This window comes from Mycoplasma struthionis (assembly GCF_003855455.1).
In the GTDB taxonomy this organism is placed as follows: Bacteria; Bacillota_I; Bacilli_A; order Mycoplasmatales; family Metamycoplasmataceae; genus Metamycoplasma; species Metamycoplasma struthionis.
Genome location: NZ_CP034044.1, coordinates 73,538 through 92,091 on the forward strand (window position 1 = coordinate 73,538; position 18,554 = coordinate 92,091).

14 protein-coding genes are annotated in these 18,554 nt (G+C 26.1%); 3 read left to right on the forward strand and 11 right to left on the reverse strand.

Translation table 4 applies throughout. The features are described from left to right. Positions 1-2: 2 nt before the first annotated feature. The 9 genes from infB to EGN60_RS00310 form a co-directional block, all read right to left on the reverse strand. A complete protein-coding gene (infB, locus tag EGN60_RS00280) occupies positions 3-1,805 on the reverse strand; it encodes a translation initiation factor IF-2 (RefSeq protein ID WP_124724114.1) in 1,803 nt (600 codons plus the stop codon). Then, entirely contained in the window at positions 1,760-2,065 is a 306-nt protein-coding gene (locus EGN60_RS00285) for a YlxR family protein (protein ID WP_124724115.1), read from the reverse strand. The genes infB and EGN60_RS00285 overlap by 46 nt, the downstream gene beginning before the upstream one ends. Next, complete coding sequence (gene nusA, locus EGN60_RS00290) at positions 2,052-3,656, reverse strand: transcription termination factor NusA (RefSeq protein WP_124724116.1); 1,605 nt, start codon at positions 3,654-3,656, stop codon at positions 2,052-2,054. The genes EGN60_RS00285 and nusA overlap by 14 nt, the downstream gene beginning before the upstream one ends. Before the next feature lie 103 nt (positions 3,657-3,759). Continuing rightward, a complete protein-coding gene (locus EGN60_RS03635) occupies positions 3,760-4,287 on the reverse strand; it encodes a S1 RNA-binding domain-containing protein (protein ID WP_334198909.1) in 528 nt (175 codons plus the stop codon). Next, complete coding sequence (locus tag EGN60_RS03640; RefSeq protein WP_408632030.1) at positions 4,272-5,534, reverse strand: helix-hairpin-helix domain-containing protein; 1,263 nt, start codon at positions 5,532-5,534, stop codon at positions 4,272-4,274. The genes EGN60_RS03635 and EGN60_RS03640 overlap by 16 nt, the downstream gene beginning before the upstream one ends. 62 nt (positions 5,535-5,596) lie before the next feature. Next, entirely contained in the window at positions 5,597-5,914 is a 318-nt protein-coding gene (locus EGN60_RS03645; RefSeq protein ID WP_334198907.1) for a Tex-like N-terminal domain-containing protein, read from the reverse strand. Positions 5,915-5,922: 8 nt separating this feature from the next. Next, positions 5,923-6,870 (reverse strand): prolyl aminopeptidase, encoded by a 948-nt coding sequence (pip, locus tag EGN60_RS00300; protein WP_124724117.1) that lies wholly within the window; start codon positions 6,868-6,870, stop codon positions 5,923-5,925. 116 nt (positions 6,871-6,986) lie between these two features. After that, the gene (locus EGN60_RS00305; RefSeq protein WP_245979667.1) at positions 6,987-8,675 is read right to left on the reverse strand and encodes an MATE family efflux transporter; all 1,689 of its coding nucleotides are present in this window, start codon (positions 8,673-8,675) and stop codon (positions 6,987-6,989) included. 10 nt (positions 8,676-8,685) lie between these two features. Continuing rightward, a complete protein-coding gene (locus tag EGN60_RS00310; protein ID WP_124724119.1) occupies positions 8,686-9,462 on the reverse strand; it encodes a DUF2779 domain-containing protein in 777 nt (258 codons plus the stop codon). A gap of 50 nt (positions 9,463-9,512) precedes the next feature. Here EGN60_RS00310 and EGN60_RS00315 point away from each other — a divergent pair, with 50 nt between their 5' ends. Next, positions 9,513-10,277, forward strand: a complete 765-nt coding sequence (locus EGN60_RS00315; protein ID WP_124724120.1) for a hypothetical protein — start codon at positions 9,513-9,515, stop codon at positions 10,275-10,277. A gap of 86 nt (positions 10,278-10,363) precedes the next feature. After that, positions 10,364-11,239, forward strand: coding sequence for an MAGa3780 family membrane protein (locus EGN60_RS00320; protein WP_124724121.1), 876 nt, complete (start codon positions 10,364-10,366; stop codon positions 11,237-11,239). Positions 11,240-11,266: 27 nt separating this feature from the next. Here the strand turns inward: EGN60_RS00320 and EGN60_RS00325 are convergent, their stop codons facing one another. After that, the gene (locus EGN60_RS00325; protein WP_124724122.1) at positions 11,267-16,204 is read right to left on the reverse strand and encodes a coiled-coil domain-containing protein; all 4,938 of its coding nucleotides are present in this window, start codon (positions 16,202-16,204) and stop codon (positions 11,267-11,269) included. Positions 16,205-16,292: 88 nt separating this feature from the next. After that, a complete protein-coding gene (locus tag EGN60_RS00330; protein WP_124724123.1) occupies positions 16,293-16,853 on the reverse strand; it encodes a hypothetical protein in 561 nt (186 codons plus the stop codon). A 251-nt stretch (positions 16,854-17,104) separates the two neighbouring features. Here EGN60_RS00330 and EGN60_RS00335 point away from each other — a divergent pair, with 251 nt between their 5' ends. Continuing rightward, entirely contained in the window at positions 17,105-18,499 is a 1,395-nt protein-coding gene (locus EGN60_RS00335; RefSeq protein ID WP_245979670.1) for an HAD family acid phosphatase, read from the forward strand. Positions 18,500-18,554: the final 55 nt, after the last annotated feature.

The window sequence follows — 18,554 nt, forward strand, 5'->3', positions numbered from 1 at the left end:
AATTATACTAATACATCCTCATAAAATTTAATTTCATCATCTACTTCTATTTTATCAAAGTCTTTGATGTGTGTTCCAAAATCGAAACCTTTTTCTACAACTTTTACATCATTTTTTTCTCTTTTTAAAGAATCTATTTGTCCTTTAAAAATTATTTTGTTTCTTCTAACTACTTCTACTTTAGAAAATTCTTTTGCTTGGCCAGTTACCATCATACATCCAGCAATTGTTCCAACCTTAGAATAGAAGAATAATTGAATAACTTGAGCAGAACCGATTAATTTTTCTTCATAAACAGGTTCTTTTAATGTTGTAATTAAAGCTTCTAGTTCTTCTACTATTTTATATATAACGTTATGTTTAATTATTTTGATTTGTTTGCTTTCTGCTAATTTTTTAATTTCTGTATTTAAATTATTGTTAAATACATAAATACGAGCATTAGAAGTTTCAGCTAATAAAATATCAGCTTTTGTAACTTCTCCAGCATTTGCAGCTATAACATTAACTGCTGCTTCATCATTTCTTATTTTTGATAAAGTTTGTCTAATTGCTTCTGCTGTTCCTTGAACATCAGTTTTAATAATTACATTAACAGTTTTTGAGTTATTTGTAACAGAGAAAACATTTTTTTCATTCAATGCTTTTTGTTTATCTAAATGAGATTTTTGTTCTGCTAATTTTTTAGCAAATTTTTCATCACTTATAACAACAAATTTATCTCCTGATTGAGGATTTGTTTTTAATCCTGTAATGATACATGGCATACCTGGAGTTGCTTTTAATAAAGGTTTACCTTCTATAGTACTTAAGCTTCTAATGTTTCCATATTGTGAACCAGCCACTATAAAGTCTCTAGGTAATAAAGTTCCATTTTGAACTATAACAGTAGAAACTACACCTCTACCTTTATCAATTTTTGATTCAACAATTGTTCCAATAGGATCACGATTTAAATTAGCTTTTAAATCTAGCATGTCAGCTTGTAAAAATATTGCTTCTAATAATTTATCAATATTTTTATTTTTCATAGCTGAACCTTCAATTAATTGAACGTCTCCACCTCATTTTTCAACAATAATGTCATGTTCAGATAATTGAGCAATAATTTTTTCAATGTCAGCTCCTTCTTTATCTATTTTATTAGCAAAGATAATAATAGGAACTTTTGCTGCTTTAGCATGGTCAATTGCTTCCACTGTTTGTGGTTTTACACCATCATCAGCCGCAATAACAATAACAACAATATCAGTAACTTTAGCTCCTCTTGAACGCATTTCGGTAAATGCTTCATGTCCAGGAGTGTCTAAAAAAGTTATTTTTTTACCATTATGTTCAACTTGATAGGCACCTGTATGCTGGGTTATGCCTCCAAATTCAGTTTGTAAAATATTTGATTTTCTAATTTGATCAATTAATGTAGTTTTTCCATGATCAACATGTCCCATAATTGTTACAATTGGTGGCCTGGTTACTAAATCCTTAGGATCATCAATAATTTCAAATTTGTCAAATAAATTTTGAGCATCAATGTTTTCTTCTCTTTTAAAATCCAAATTATAATGCAAACAAAGTTCAGCAATTTCTTCTTCATTTAAAGTAGTGTTAATAGTTTTCATAACACCATTTTTAAAATACATAGTTAAAATTTCTGCTGGATTTTTCTTAATTTTTGTTGCAAATTCTGAAACTGTTAAAGGTCCACTAAAAGTAAAAATCCCATCTTCTAATTTAGTTTCTACTGTGTTTAGCTGATCTTTTAATGTTTCAACGTTTGATTTTCTGTGGTTTTTTTGTTTAGCCATAATTCCACCTCGTTTCTTAACTTTTCATAAACTTCAGGAGCAATATTTTGTCTAAAAGCTTTATGTAATAATTTTTTATTAAATAAGATATCTAATTGATCTTGAGATGCTAAACAGTATGCACCTCTACCTGGTTTATTTTTGTTTTCATCAAAACTAATTTCACCTTGTTTATTTTTTACAAATCTAACTAGTTTTGATATTTCATAAATTTTATTATCGCTAATAGATTTACGACTATAGTTTTTATCAGTCTTCATCTTCTAAATCACTTAAGTCAAGATCTTCTAAACCAGCACTTAAATCATCGTCTCTTTTAAAATCTTTCATTTTTGTTGAAGTAATTTTTTCATAATCTTCTTCAACAACTTTTTCTTTTTCAGCTAATTCTGAAATTGATTCTGAATATGGATCTGTATCTTGGTCTTCTTCTTGTTCTAAATCATTTGACATTTGTGATAATGCATTTTCAAGTTCATCGTCTAATTCTAAAGGATTTGAAGAATAAACATTTTTAGAGAATACATCATTGGTTTCTTGTGCTTTTTTTCTTAATTCAGCTAAATCTTCATCAAACTCATCGATGTTAAATGAATTTTCAAAAGTTGAAAATGATGGTTTTGATGAAACAATATTTTTCTTTTTGAAATTTGATTGTAATTTTTTTCCTTCTTCAAGAATTTGAATTTGTTCTAAAGTTATATTACCATTAGAGAAATTGTATTGAATGCTTTGTTCATCTGCTTGTTTTTGAGATAAGATATTTAATCTTGCTTTAACAAGTTCAGATACTAAACTAACATTTTGTCCTTTTTTACCAATTGCTAAAGTGTGCTGTGAATTTGGAACAATAACGGTAAACGCTTGATGTGAACTATCTTCTGATTTTTCTTGAATAATATCAATAACTTTAGCTGGGCTAATTGCATTAATAATAAAATCTTTTATGTCATCTGAATATAAAATAACATCGATTTTTTCACCTTTAAGTTGATGAGAAATTGCATCAATTCTTTCTGAACCATTTCCCATGATTGCACCAACTTCTTCTAAACCTTCTGGAGCTAGATCTGTTTTTTTAATTGCAACTTTAGATCTTTCTCCTGGAATTCTAGCAATTTTAACAATCTCTACTAAACCTTGTTCAATTTCTGGAATTTCTTTTTCAAATAAACGGTTTAAAAGTTTTGAATCTACTGATGAAACAATAACTTGTGCATTTTTTGAATCAGGTTTTACTTCTTCTATATATACATCGATATTGTCTCCAGGTTTTCAAATTTTTGTCAATCTTTGGTTAATTGATGAAGGAGGCATATAAGCAGTTGAACCATCTTGTAATTGTAAAAGAATACCAGATCTTTCAATGCTTATAATTTTAGCTTTTTCAACATCTCCAATTTTTTCTTGATATTTTAAAAAAGTACTTTGTTTTTCAAGTTCTCTAATATATTGACCGAATACATTTAAGATTTTTGAATAGTCTCTTTTATTAAATAACTCAAAATCAATTTCTTCTGAAATACTGTCATTAACTTCTGCATTTTTATTTATTTTTTTAGCTTCAGATAATGGAACTTCGATACAACGACTTAAATCATCTTTTTCGTCATCTGTTTTTGGATCAGGAATAACTGTTTTATTGTGATTAATAATTTTAAAAAAGTTTTCTTCTTCATTAAAAATAAATTCTAAATCAGCTTCATCATCATACTGCTCACAAATCAGTTTTCTAATTGCCTGTTCTAAAAAATTTAAAACGACTGATTGATCAAGCTTTTTAATTTGGGCTAGGTTATAAATAGCAACAAAAATTTCTTTTGCTTTGCTAGATGAACCATTTTCTGTCATATTAAATCTCCTTTTATACACTTCTAGGATAAAAAGAGTCGGCTAACGCCAACTCTTTTGAATCAAATTAAATCTTACTTATACATATATTATAACATAAAAATTAATTTCAAATTATTTTACCTTGAATTCTGCCCCGTTTTTTATCTATGTCAATTATTTTTATATTAACATTATCACCAACTTTTAGAACTTCTAAAGGATGTTTAATATATTGGTTTTCAGTTTTTTTCATATTTCTTATATGAATTAAAACAGCTTGTTTAAGTCCTATAAATGCAAAAGCACCAAAATCTGTAACATTTTGAATTTCACCTTTTAATTCTTGACCTATTGCTAAATCATCAATTTCTAAAATCTTATCTGAAAATTCAAAACCTTTTTTATCTTCTCTAATGTCTTTTCCAGGTTTTAAAAGCGAATCTAAAATTAAATCTAAATCATATTCACTAATTTTTAATTTATCAATTATTACTTCTTTATCGGCATTTAAAATTTTATCTTTATCGATATTTGATAAATCTAATTTTAAAAGTTTAACAATGCTATCAGCTAATTTATAACTTTCTGGGTGAATATTAGTTTTATCATAGAAATTATTTGAATTATGTATTCTTAAAAACCAACTGATTGTTCATAGGCTTTAGGACCTAATCCTTTAACTTTTTTAAGTTGTTCTCTATTTATAAAAGGACCGTTTTCTTCACGATAAGCGACAATATTTTCTGCTATAGTATTGCTTAAGCCTGAAATATATGACAAAATAACTTTTGTTGCACTATTTAAGTCAACACCTACCATATTAACAGCTTTATTAACTTTTAGTTTTAATTGTTCTGATAATTCTTTTTGATTAACGTCATGTTGATATTGACCAACACCTATTGATTTTGGATCAATTTTAATTAATTCATTTAATGGATCTTGAAATCTTCTACCTATATTAATTGCTGAACGATATTCTACTGCTAAATCTGGAAATTCTTCAATAGCTATTTTAGATGCTGAATAAACTGAAGCACCTACTTCACTTACTACACCAAATTTAACATTGTCATTTGGAATTTTTTTCTTTCTTGCTTCTAGCAATTTTGATATAAATCTTTCAGTTTCTCTACTTGCTGTTCCATTACCAATTACTATTAAATTTATAGTATATTTGTCAATAAAAATATTTACTAATTTAACTGCTTCAATAAATTGTTTTTCATCGTGATTATGAGGAAAAATAATTCCTTTTTCTAAAAATTTTCCATCTTCTGCAAGAGCGGCCATTTTACATCCGTTTACATAAGCCGGATCAATTGCTAAAATTCTTTTATTTTTAATAGCAGGTCCTAAAAGCATTTGTTCTAAATTTTCTGCAAAAACTGTTATAGCTTCTTTTTCTGCTCTTTCAAATAAATCTGTTTTTATTTCTCTAATAATAGAAGGAATTAAAAGTCTATCTAAAGCATCTTGAATACATTCATTAATATATTTAGCTGTTCTTTTGTTTTTAAAAAACATTTCATTTAGATCATAAGTAATCTTTTTTAAATTAAAGTCAACTATTGTATAACTTAGAATTTTCTTTTCTTCTCCTCTTGTAATAGCTAGAACACGGTGGTTTGGTATTTTTGAAACTTTTTCATTAAAATCATAGTATTGTTCAAATACACCATTTGTATCTTCAGCACCTTTTTTATATTTAGTTTCAATAACTCCATAATTATAAATTTGATGTTTAATATATTCTCTAACTTTAATATCTTGAGAAACTATTTGAGCTATTATAAATTTAGTTTGTTCTAATGCAAATTCTACTGTTTGAACTTTATCATTTAAATATTTTTTAGCTTCTGAAAACATATTAAATGATTCAGAACTTGAAGCCATTATGTCTTCTGCTAATTTTGAAAGTCCTAAAGCAATTGCTTCAGTTGCTTTTGTTTTTTTACCTATTTTAAAAGGTTCATAAATATTTTCAACAGCTTTTTTGTTTCAGCTAAAAATAATTTTTTAGAAAGTTCTTCTGTTAATAAACCTTTTTCTTTTAAAATTTCTGAAACATATTCTTTTCTTTTATTTAATTCAACATCATAAACATAAAATTCATTAATTTTAGCAATTTGATCTTCATCAAGACCACCAGTAGCAGCTTTTCTATAACGGGCTATAAAAGGAATTGTAGCCCCTTCTTGTAATAAAGCAAGTGTATCAGCAACTTGTTTTTCTGATAAATTTAATTTTTTAGCAACATTTAATATTGAGTTCATAATTTTCCTTATAGATAGTTTTTAAATTCTTCAGTAGCTAAAACTAAAGCTTCAGCAATTTTTATATCTCTAGTAGAATGTCCTGAAGCTTCAATAAATCTTAGTGAAGAATTTTTTAATTTTTGATGAAGTAAATAAGCTCCAACAGGTCTACAATCCATGTCATATTGTCCATGAATTATAATAGTTTTTATATTTTCTATTTTATTAGCATTATTTAAAATGTAGTTATCATCATCTAAAAAAATGTGATTAACAAAATAATGATTTTCTAATCTAGCTAAAGCCAAATTAGCTTTTTTATCACTTAAAATTTCTTCTAAAATGGGACTTTTAATTAAAGTTATTAAGCTAAGTTCTCATTTTGCTCAATGATATGCAGCTTGCTCTGCTATTTTAGGATCTTCGTGATTTAGATATTTATGATAAGCTAAAATTAGATCATCTCTTTCTTCTGGTTTTACAAAAGAAGAATATTCTTCATATTCATAAGGAAAATAATCAGATGCACCTTTATTATATAATCAGTTATCATCTTCTTTTCTTCCTAAAAATATTCCTCTTAATATCATTCCATTAACTTTACTTGGATATTTAATTGCATAAAGTAATGAAAGAGTAGAACCTCAAGATCCCCCAAATAATGTTCATTTATCTATTTTTAAAAATTCTCTAAGTTTTTCAATATCTTCTATTAGATCATGTGTTGTATTTTCTTTTATTTCAGCGGCTGGTAAACTTTTCCCTGCTCCTCTTTGATCAAATAAAATGACTCTATAATATTTAGAATCGAAATACTGTCTTGATGATTCAGAAATTCCACCACCAGGTCCACCATGAACAAATAAAATTGGTTTTCCATTAGGATTTCCTATTTCTTCATAATAAATAGAATGTAAATCACTAACTTTTAAATAACCATAATTATAAGGTTCTATTACATCATATAAGCCCATAAAAACTCCTTTAACTTTTTTTAGTTTTACGTACCATTATTTTACCAACTTTAAGTAGTTTTTTTAATAAGTTTTTTCGCTAATTTTTCTTAAATTTTTCACAAAAAAAAGTGCTTTTAGGCACTTTGTGATATAGGCTCTGAATCGCTTTTATGATTAATTGTTATATTTCTTTTTCAATCAGTTTTTCAGGCCACTATTTCAAAAATTGCTAACCTTATAAAATCAATTGAGTAAAATAAAAAGTAAGTTAAAGCAATTGAAATATTAGTTCCATTAGCTCTTAAAGGTAAAACTATAGCAAAAGTTAAAATAACAAGTCATATAAATGAAAGTCATTGAGCAACTCACATAGTTATTGAAGCTATTATTGTTCTACCACCTGCTCTTGGTAAAGCAGCTGAAGTATAAAATCAACATCATACTGGATTAAAAGCTAAAAAAGTAAATGAGCAAAATAAAAATGCTTTTCTATATTCTTGTCTTCCTAAATTAGCAGCTTTTTTAACTCATAAATCATAATCAGGATTTTGATTTAAAAATGGAAGTGAATTATTTTGATCAATATAATTTAATAGATCTAAACGATTTTGAGTTTTTAGAATTTCTAAAACATATTGTTTTTGATTTGCTAAAGAACTTTGTTTATTTTCATAAAAGATTTTATTAATTCCTTCAGATATACCTTTTGTTGTAGTAGGTGAATATGCAATAGCAAATACTACTGCTAATAATAAAATTGAAACAATAAAACCTAATAGAGCATGAAAACCTTTTAAAGCATGTGAATGTTTTTCTGCTTCATCAAATTCATTATGTCCTAATTTAGCGGCCACAAAAAATGAAACGTTACTTGAACAAGCTCCCGTAACTGCTGAAGCTATTGTTGAAAGACTTTCAACTAAACCAAAAACATTAGCTGAATTAATTCCCATTCATTTTAAACCAACACCTGAGCCATGAAGCAAATCATCTGGATAAGCTCTTGTTCAAATAATTAATCTTAAAGGAATTGTAATCATTGCTGAAATAGTAATTAGCATTGCTGGAATTTTAGAAAGTATTTGTTTTGCAATAGGTTTAGTTATATAAAATACTTTTAAAGGATTAATAAATATTTTTCTATCTTTAAAATAAGTTCATAATTCATCACTAATAGCACAAACTAAAGCACCTATAATTGAACCTATAGCTGCATAGTATGCAGGTTTTTTTAGAATATATAAAAATAGAACATTAATTAAAGCATTTGAAGTCATAGTAGCACATGCTGAAAAAAAAGCATATTTAGAATGACCTGTTTCATTTAAAAGCATGTTAGTATTAATATTATAAGTTGTTAAAAGTCATGAAATACAAATTAAAGATAAATATCTAACAGATTGAATTTTAACTGATTCTTTAATATTAGGTCCACCTATTAATTCAATCATTTGTTTGCCGACAACTCAAGTTGGAATAGCAAAACAAATGACAACTACAAAATTTAATCAAAACCTTAAATTAATAATTTGTTTTACTTTATCATAGTCTTTTTTTCCATAATACTGTCCCACAAACATTGCAGCTATACCTTGAATTGAAAAAAAGACAGTATAAATAATTCCAGTATAACTATTGGCATAACTTAATGCATCAACTCCACCACTTATATGGCTAACCATAAAGTTATCTAAAAATCCATTTAAACAAAAAAGAATTTCACCAATAATAATAGGAAGTGTTTTAATAAAATATGATTTTAAATCGCTTTTATTTTGCGGAAGTAAACGTCTAAAAACGTGTTTATTTTTATTTATTTGCACTTTTAAACTCCTATAAACTTCATATTTTTTCTTTAATTTCTTTTATTGTTAATTTATCATTTAAATCTAAATTATTAATTGCTTTAAGTAAGTCTTTTTTATAACTTAATTCTTTTAAAAGTTTTTCTAAAAGTTCCGGCTTGCTTGCTAAATATAACATTTTATCAACATCATCATTTGAATATGATCTTAATTCTCTTAAAGTGACTCTTCTGTCCATTGGACAAAAGAATCTTATTCTTCTATCTTTTTCTTTAAAAGCCATTATAAAAGCATCAACATATAATCAATAGCCAATATATGAAGCTATTGCTCCATTTCTATCGCCTAAGGCTTTAATAAAAAATGATTTATGATTATTTTTATCTGAAAAAATTACTTCTTTTACTTTTGAAAAATAGTTTTTATTATATTCTTTTCCAACTAGTTTTGATAATGAAACAGTTGAGTTATTAATTAATGGTTCAACTGAATTATCAGGAAACATTTTTTTAAGACATTCGATTTCTAAATAAGGGTTGTGTCCTACAAAAACAACATTTTTAATGTTTACTTTTTTATTTATTTTATTTATATCAAGAATTATTTGTTTTTTTAATTTAGCTCAAATTGAAGTAACGCTATTATGTTTTCTAAAATCAATTATAAAAGTAGATATCTGAAATTTATTTTTATCATTTAATAAGCCTAGAGAATAGCAATAAGGCGTTGAATTAGGGATATTTATTAATTTAGCAAATGGGTTTGCTATTGCTTCAAAATCGATATATACTTTAATTTGTTCCATATTAAATTAAATTATAGCAATATTTTTATTTTTTTAATATAATTAAAGATATGAGTTTGCCATTAAAGTTGAAAAAAATTATTATTAGAGATATATTAGCAAACGATTTGCTATTTGAAATATTATTTGACTCAATATATGAAAGGGATTGAGGCTTTTTTAGAATCTCTCACTTATATGAAAACTTTTTAGCTAAATCAAAAAGAGTTAGAGTGGGAGACATTTACTTTTTAGCTTTTGAAAATCAAGAGCTATTAGACAATATAGAAAGATTAAAAAAATTAGGTGATTTAAAATCTATTAAACCATTATTTGATGATTTTAAAGAAGTTTATTTCTTAATGAAAACAATTTTAAAATCAAAAAGTAATAAATATCTTCCAATACAAAAGAAATTAAAAGAATTAGATCTTAAAGACTATATTTATAATGAAAAAACTTTTAATAAACTATTAGAACTTTCTTTTGTTTATTTAAAAAATAAAGCAAAGAAATTCAAAAGAGATGTAGATAACGATTATATGAGATATTTTAGAGAACTCATTGTTGATTTTGAAGCTTTAATAAATAGTGAAGCCAAAACAATAAAAATTATCGATTCAAAAATCGTTTTCGAAGAATTTATGCAAGTAGCTATGACTAAACGTATGCTGTTGACTGATGATTATATATTTTTAGCTTGATTTTTACACAATAAATTAGGCGATGCATGTAATAAAGAAATTGCAGAATTAGCAAAAGCATATGTAGACCAATTTAGTTTTTTAGATAATCAAGAAGACGAAAAAATAGACGAAATCACAATAATAAATTAAGAAAATTAGTGTTTTTTAAATTTTTATAATAAAAATTATGAAAATTTTTTCAAAAAACATTAATTTTTTGTGCTATATTTTTATGTATGAAAAAAGAACAGATTAAAAATATAGCAAATGATTTTAGAATGCTATATAAAAGCTGAGATAAAATAACAAAGACAATATTTTATCTTGGCTTAATTACTTTAATTAGTAATGTAATTATTATTATTATTAATTTTAATAACTCAATTATTTCTTCTAAAGCAGAATATCAAAATCAATTTAAAGCTTTAGTTGATCATAGTAAAGTTGTATTACCTAATTCATTAAGAATAATATGAGGTAATACTATTACTTTTACAGAGATAAGTAATTTTATGCTTTCAATTACTTTAATTATTTTTGCTTTTAAAAAAGAACATCAAAAAGTACAAGCGTGATTTTTTGCTACTATTACATATATTACTATTACTTTTGTTGTATACTGAAGTTTAGTTTTACCAAGTTCACTTGACACATGAAAAGCATTACATTTAGCATTACCTAGCTTTTTTGTTCACGCAATTCATCCAATTTTAGGTTTTATTGCTTTATTTTTAGTAAGAAAAACTATATTTGTTAAAAATACACAAATCTGAATGTCTAATTTATTTGTTTTAGTATATTTTGCATTTGCTTTAGTTGTATTTTTAATAGGAAGCCAATTACTAGATTTAAAAAACTTTAATGGAAATGAAGAAAAATATCAAGCTTATAGAGATTTTAATGTTGTAATATATCCATTTTTAAACTTTAGATTCCCTTTATTTTATAAAGGCGATAATCCTGGTATTATATTTATTTTAGACTTAATTTTAGTTATACTAGCTGTGTTTTTAACTCCTGCTTTAGGTTTTATGTGAAAAGGTATAATGAGAGTTAAACAACCTGAAGGAATTCAAAAAGCAAAAAAAGACAAACTTGAAAAAGCAGTATAAAAAAGATCGCGGTTGCGATCTTTTATTTTAATTAATCATATTTGTATTAAATTGTCCGTATAAGTATTCTAGTATATCTTGGTTTACCAATCTTTTATCTTTTCTTGTATTTATTGGTGAAAAGTAAGCTTCGTAAATATTTTTTCATTTTCTTTTTACTTCAGCATTTATATAACCGTAAGAAGAAATATTGTGTTTATTAGTTTCATTCACACTATTTGTACCATCACGAATTAATCTTAATGAAGGAACTAATACTCTTAACATTTGTTTAACAATATATGAATAACCATCATAATATCAAACTTCTGCTACTTGATATGCACTTGCATCAACGCTATAGTAGTATGGATATCCAGCAGGGTCATATTTAGTTCAATTATTTTCTTTAAATCTATTAGCCCTAACCGGTCCAGCAGCATAGTAATTTCTTGCTTCGTCATTTCTTCATGCTATATTGTTTTCTGTATTATTATAAATATTTTGTAAATAATTGATAAATCTTGTTTTTTGTGGGTTTTGAACATTTTGTGCAAAAACTTTTCTCATATATTCACCATTTCAGTTATAACCGAATGCTTTTCAATCATCTCCGTAATCTTGAATAAATCTTTTCATTTCATAAGCTAATCTTAAAGAAAATAAAGAATCTCTTTCTTTTGCAAAATTCTTAATTAATGGCAATAACTGAGTTTTTATTCTATCCATAGTATCTTTCATAGTATCAGGATATTTATCTAAAGTACTATTTCTTTTAGCTTCAGGATATCAATTATCAAAGTCTGTTCTAAAGTCTCTATAATACTTGTCAAAATCAGAACTATTAGGATCGCCTAAGTAGTTAATGTATTTTTGTCTTTCATTTTCTGTAGCAATTTCTCTAAGTTCTATTTTTCTAGTAGCTGCTTCTAGGTCTCTTCTTGCCTGCAATAGTCTAGAATCTTGTTCTTTGTCCGATAAGTTGCTTAATCTTTTTAGTGTGTTGTATGTTTCTTTTTCTAAACTGAAGAATTCAGGATCGGCATCATTTCTATGATTGTATAGTTTATCATATAAAGCATTTCTTGCGTTTACATAACCACCAAATGTTGAAGCTCGATCAAAGTTCGCGTCAAGAATTTCTTTTTTTCTTCTATCGTATGTGGCTAGAGTTTGTTGTTTGGAAATTATTAAATCGGCTAACTCTTTAGTTTTTAATTTTTGTTTACCATACAATCTATCAGCGTCTGCTCTATTAGTATTTGCTTTAAAATCATTACTTAATCTTCTAAAATCTCCTTGTGCAAGGTTGTCAATAGGCACAGGTCTCCCATTAGGAAGATGATGAGTAGAATCGGTTGCCCCAGGATTTGTGTAACTATTAGCTTCTGAGCTCTTTGGTGCAAATTTTGCTAATTCTTTTTCCAGTCCTGTTTTTTGAACATTAATTAATTCTGTATATTTTGCTTCAGCTTTTTTATAGATATCTATAGAAGCTTGCAATTTAGTAGGATCGTTATCTCTCTTAAATTCTTCATATTTATTATTTGCCGGAGTTCTTATTTCATTTTCATATGGTAATCTAGAACTATCTAATTCTCTTATTAAATCATAATATTCATCTGCTTTTCTTTTTACATCATTATATGTTTTAATTAATGCTTTAATTTGTTTAGCTTTTTTATCAACTGCATCTTTTCTTCTAGTAATTGAATCTTTTTTGCTTTTTAAGGCTTCTAAATTCATTGTATTTATATCACCTGTTAAAACACTTTGTAGATCTGCTTTTAAAGCTGAGTAGAATTTATCATCGTTTAAATTTGAGTTAATATAAGCTTCAGTTGAGGTTTTTAAAGCTTTCACTTCTTTTTTCACTCTATTATATTCGTCAAAAGTGCTTTGATTTGTTGCTGTATCTTGTTTTACAGAGGCTGTTAATGATTTAACATTTGCATCGTTAGTTTCTGAAATTAATTTTGCTTTAGCGGCATCTATTTTTTTGCCAAATGCTTGTGTTTCAGAATTTAAACCAGCCGAAGGTTGCATTTTAGCTTTTAGAGCTTCAGCTTTTTTAATTTCTTCATTTAAAGCCTTTTTAGAATTTGCTAACTCTATTGCATTATTTAGAAGACTTTGTTTATTTTTTAGTCCGTTATAATCAAGATTTTGGTTTCTTTTAGCATCATTAATAACAGAATTTAAATTGTCTTTTAATTTTGTATTAATTAATGCTAATTCATTTATTAAGACTGTTTGATTTCCAGCTAATGTATTAATATCATTTCTAACTTTAGTTAAAAGTTTATTTTCAGCATCTGCAAATGCTTGTTTTAATTTTGCTTCTTCTGCTACTAAATTATCTATATCATTATTTCCATTAACGTGATTATTAGCATCAATTACACTTTGTAAAGTAGCTAAATCAGTATCTAATTTTTCTGTTTTTAGATTTGCCTTTATTCTCTTATTATCATTTAATAGATTTTGAATTTTTTCTCTATAGTTTGCTCTAGCATCATTTTCTGCTGAATTAGTTGCAGCTAATAATCTATCTCTAATAGCAGTTAATTCAGTTGATGATTTAGAATTTAAATCAGCTACTGAATTTTTTGCACCAGTTAATTCATTTCCTATTTGAGTAGTTTTTGTTTTACCTTCAACTTTTTTAGCCCTTGCTAAAAGTCTGGTAATTTCGTCTCTTAGATCTCTAACACGATCTCCTTCTTGTTTAGAAGAACCAATAATGTCTGAAACTTTTTTAATATTGTCATCTAATTGACTGCTGTTTTGTGATGAAACTGCTGGGTTTTTAGCTGAATTAATTACTCTTTCTATTTCTGCTGTATCTATATGATTTGCTTTTAATGAATTTTTTAGTTCGTCCGCTCTTCTTAATAATTCAGTTAATTGTTTTCTTTTAGCATCTAAAATAGCATTTTTTATTCTATCTCTAGAATCAATTAATTCAGTTATGCTTTTCTTGTCTAAAGCTTCTTCAGATGGTGCTTTTTGTTTTACAACTGTATCTAAAGCAACTTTTTCATTATTCATATTTAAATCATCAAATTTACTGTCTACTTTTTCAACTTCTGCTAATAATTCATTAATTTCACGTTTGTGTTGATCTTTTTCCGCTTTTTCAATTTCATTTCTTTTGTCTACTAATTGTTTATATTTATCTTTAATTTGATCTGTGCTGTCAGTATCTAAGATATTAGCAGTTGATAAAAATGTATTTAAAGCGTCTTTATTTTCTTTATGATGATTTTCTGTTTCATTTGAAATCATTGAAGCTATATTTTTAGCGTTTTGCTTTTGAACTTCATAATCATTTTTTCATTCTTGTTTTTCTTTCGCTAAAACATCTGCTTTTTTAGTTTTAATTTCTTCTAATCTAGTTTTTAAGGCTTCATTAGATAAACCTGAAATATTTTCTTTTTCATTGACAAAGGTTTGTAGACCGCTTTGAATTGTTCCTAAATTAGAAACAATTTTTTTATCGTTTTCTAAAGTTTGAATTTTTTCTTTAAATAAAGAAATTTCATTATTAATACCTTTTGTTAAAATATCTTTCTCAGCTTCATCTTCTTTTTGTTTCAATGAGTCAGCTAATTCATTCAATTGTGCTGAAGCTAATCCATTTAAATTACTTGTTAGATCATATATATTTTTTAATTCTCTTTTTAGATTTTCATCTAATAATTCATTATTTAATAATTCGTTTTCAGCCTTAGTTCTTAATGCTTTAATTCTTTCTAAAGCTTTTGCTTTTCTACTTGTTTCTAATTTTTCTCTATATTTATTTATAGAAACTCTTAAAGTATCAAAATCATTTTCTAAAGTTTCAGTAGATTTTGAGCCAATGCCGTTGTTTGCGGCGTCAATAGCTTTTTTAAATTCCGCTGCATCAACTTTTTCTTTTTCACCTTCTGCTTTTAATGCATTTGCTTCTTTAATTAATTCTTCTAATTCTTTTTTAGCATTGTATTTATCTAATTTAGCTAGAATTTCATCATAAGCTTCTTTTAATTTTCTAGTTTTCTCTAAAACAGTAGCATCTGGATCACTATCATTAAAAGGATTTTCACTTATTATTTTATTTAATCTAGTTAAGTCGTTAGCTAATTCAGGTATTTTAGAAATATCATTTTTTAATCTATTAGCTCTAAAAATTGCTCTCTTTAAATCTTCTTTATGGTTTTCACTAAAGAATGTTTCAATTGACTTCTTAGATTCGTCTAAGACATCTTTTAATGCTTTTGTTGCAACAGCAAAGTCATTTGCATCTATAATATTATTTTTTAAATTCTCTTCTGTACTTTCTATTGCGGCTAATAATCTATTTCTAGCATCTTGTAATTCATCAATACCTACTATTTCATCAGCATTATTTTTGGCATCCTTTAAAAGTTTGTTTATATCTCTAAGTTGTTTTGAAAGAGCATTTTTTTGATTTAATAAAATTGCTTTTTGTATATCACTTATTAATTGAACATTGGCATTTTTTAATTCTTCTGCTGTCGCATCTTCATTATCATTTACTTGACGACCTTTATTTATACCTAATGTTAAAATACTTTTAGCTTCGAAATCTACAAGTCTTGGTAAAATACCTTCTGCTCTTAGAATTGTTGCTGTTAAATTATCTCTTGCTTCTTTAATTTTGGCTTTATTAATTGCATCTTTTGCTTTTTCAATAGCAAAGTTTATTTCTTCTATTTGGTCTTTTAAATTTGTAATTTCTGGTTTATTTTCTTTTAATAAAGTGTCAGAATCAGTTTTTTCTGTTGTTAATTCTTCTTTAATTTCTCCATCACTTAAATAATCATCAGTTAATATAACACCTGCACTTGATGATAATTCAGTTAAACGAGCTCTTAAAGCTTCTCTATCATTTTCATCTACTATTTTTTTGTTTTTTTCAAAAGTTAATGACAAAGTTTTAATTATGTCTAAATAATTACCTTTATTAATATCATTTGGCACATTATTTAAAACTTCTACTATTTCTTTTTTAGAAGCTACTAATTCTTCATTATCTCCGATTCTTTCTATTAAATTATTTAATTCATTTTTAAGATCAGAGATCGTTTGCCCCCCCCCTGTCGAATGCTATTTGGTTATTTAAAATAAAATCGTTTAGCATTTTGGCTAATTTTGGAGTGCTATTGTCAAATAAAGAATTAAAACTATCATATTCTTTTAATAGATTGTTTAAATCTTCTTTTATTTCATTATCTAAATATGGATTATCAACTATACTTCTACTATAATCTGTTTCTTTATAAAGCGCTTCTGCTATACTTGATCTAACTGATGTAATTTCATCTGCAAGTTCACGCATAGCTTTAAAAGATTTAGAATTAGAATGTAAATACTCTTTTTCTTTTGAAGAGTATTTATTTACTAATTCGTTTATATTATGTCTTAGATCTTTATAATCTGAAAACTCTATAGCATTGTCTATATTTTGATCTTCATTTATTTGTCTAGCTTCTTTTAAAACATCTTTAAATCTTGTAACATTTCTTGATTCTATTAATATGTAAGTTAATGTAGTACCAGCAACTGCTACACCAGTTGCAAAAAGCGCTGCCATCTTCTTATTCTTATTTCTTCTTTCTCTTTCGGACATAAAATTACCTTTTTTAAAATAAAATAAAATTTCTTATTAGTTTTTATAAATAAATTATAGCAAAAAGCAAAAAAAGTGCTTAATTTAAGAACTTTTTTTGCTTTTTTAGATTTTTAAAAAAGATATTTATTTTAAGAACGATTTAAAGAAAAATATTAATATTTAAAAATTTATTTTTTTAGAGTTTTATAATTTTAGTGCATAAAAGTAAAATTGATATGTTAAAAAATTTAAGGAGAATTTTTAAAATAATGAAAAAAAATAAATTTTTAATTAGCTTAGGAATTATGTCAGCTGCTTTAGCTCCTATTGCTCCTTTGGCTATTTCATGTGCTAAAAATGATACAAAAAAACAAGAAGGAGCGAAAAGTGAAAGTTCAGCTTTAAATAAAGATGATTTCACTTTAGCTAAAGAATCATTTGCTAAATTAACAGATGATCAAAAACTACAAGTGTTAAATGAAGCAAATTTAAATCAAGCATTGAGTCAAGATCAATTACATGAACTAATTGCTAAATTCAATAAAGATGCTGGTTCATTTGGTGGAATTGTTTGATACATCAAATCTGCAGAATCACTAATTGCAAAAGAAGCTGCTTATAAAAATGGTATTGAAGCTTACAAAAAATTAATGGAAAATGAAAAAAATAAAAATTTATTTGACTTTAGTGAAGCACGGAACTACAATACAACAAAACACGTAACAAATGCAGCAACAGATAAATTTGTACCTGTTGTATTTATGGATATAGATGAAACTGTTTTACAAAATGATTTAACAGAAGCTGGCGCTATGATTAATGGTGGTTTTAGCAACGCAAATAAAGAAAAAGAAGATTTAATGTCTAGAAGATTTGCTGTACCAGGAGCTGTAGAATTTATTAACTATGTTCAATCACATGGTGGTTTGGTAATTTATAACTCAGATATGAATCAATCTGAAGCTATGAGAGATGCTGTTAAAGAAAACCTAAAAAGAATAGGTGTAGAATTTATAGCAAATTATCAATTCTGAATGAGAGGTACTTTACCATATCAAACTAACATAGATAGCGAAATTACAAAAGAAAAAACAGAAAACATGACTAAAGAACAGTTAAGTGCTTTAGCTAAAAAATTAGAATTTACTGACTCATTTAGAGATAAACCTTGAGAACCTTGAAAAAACACTTTATCAGCTGAAATAATTGGTAAAAAAGCTCTAAAAACTTTAAGAATGAATGGTTTAGATGCTAAAACAGACGGTTGAAATCTTTCAGTAGAAGACAGTGGTTCTGGAAATGCTGTTAAATTAAAAACAATAATGAGAGTGGGAGATAACTTCGATGACTTCTTTGATGGATATTCAAGAGGTAAAGATAACGATTTAAGAGTTAAATTCTATAAAGATAATGCTTGAATGAAAGATATTTTTTCAGTTAATGGTGCAAAAGCACATACTTGAAATTTAAAAACCAATAAATTTGATGAAAATGATTTCCAACAAGCTTACATCATGGTTCCAGGTAATGCTGAATATGGTGGATGAAACAGAGAATATGGATACGGAAATGTTCAAAAATTCTATGAAGCAATTAAGAAAATAGTAAGTAATCCAAGATATCAATCAGGACCTTCAGCAACTGACAACATAGTTAGAAGATAATTAAAAATAATATTTTAAAAATCAAGTAGCTTTAACTACTTGATTTTTTTGTGTT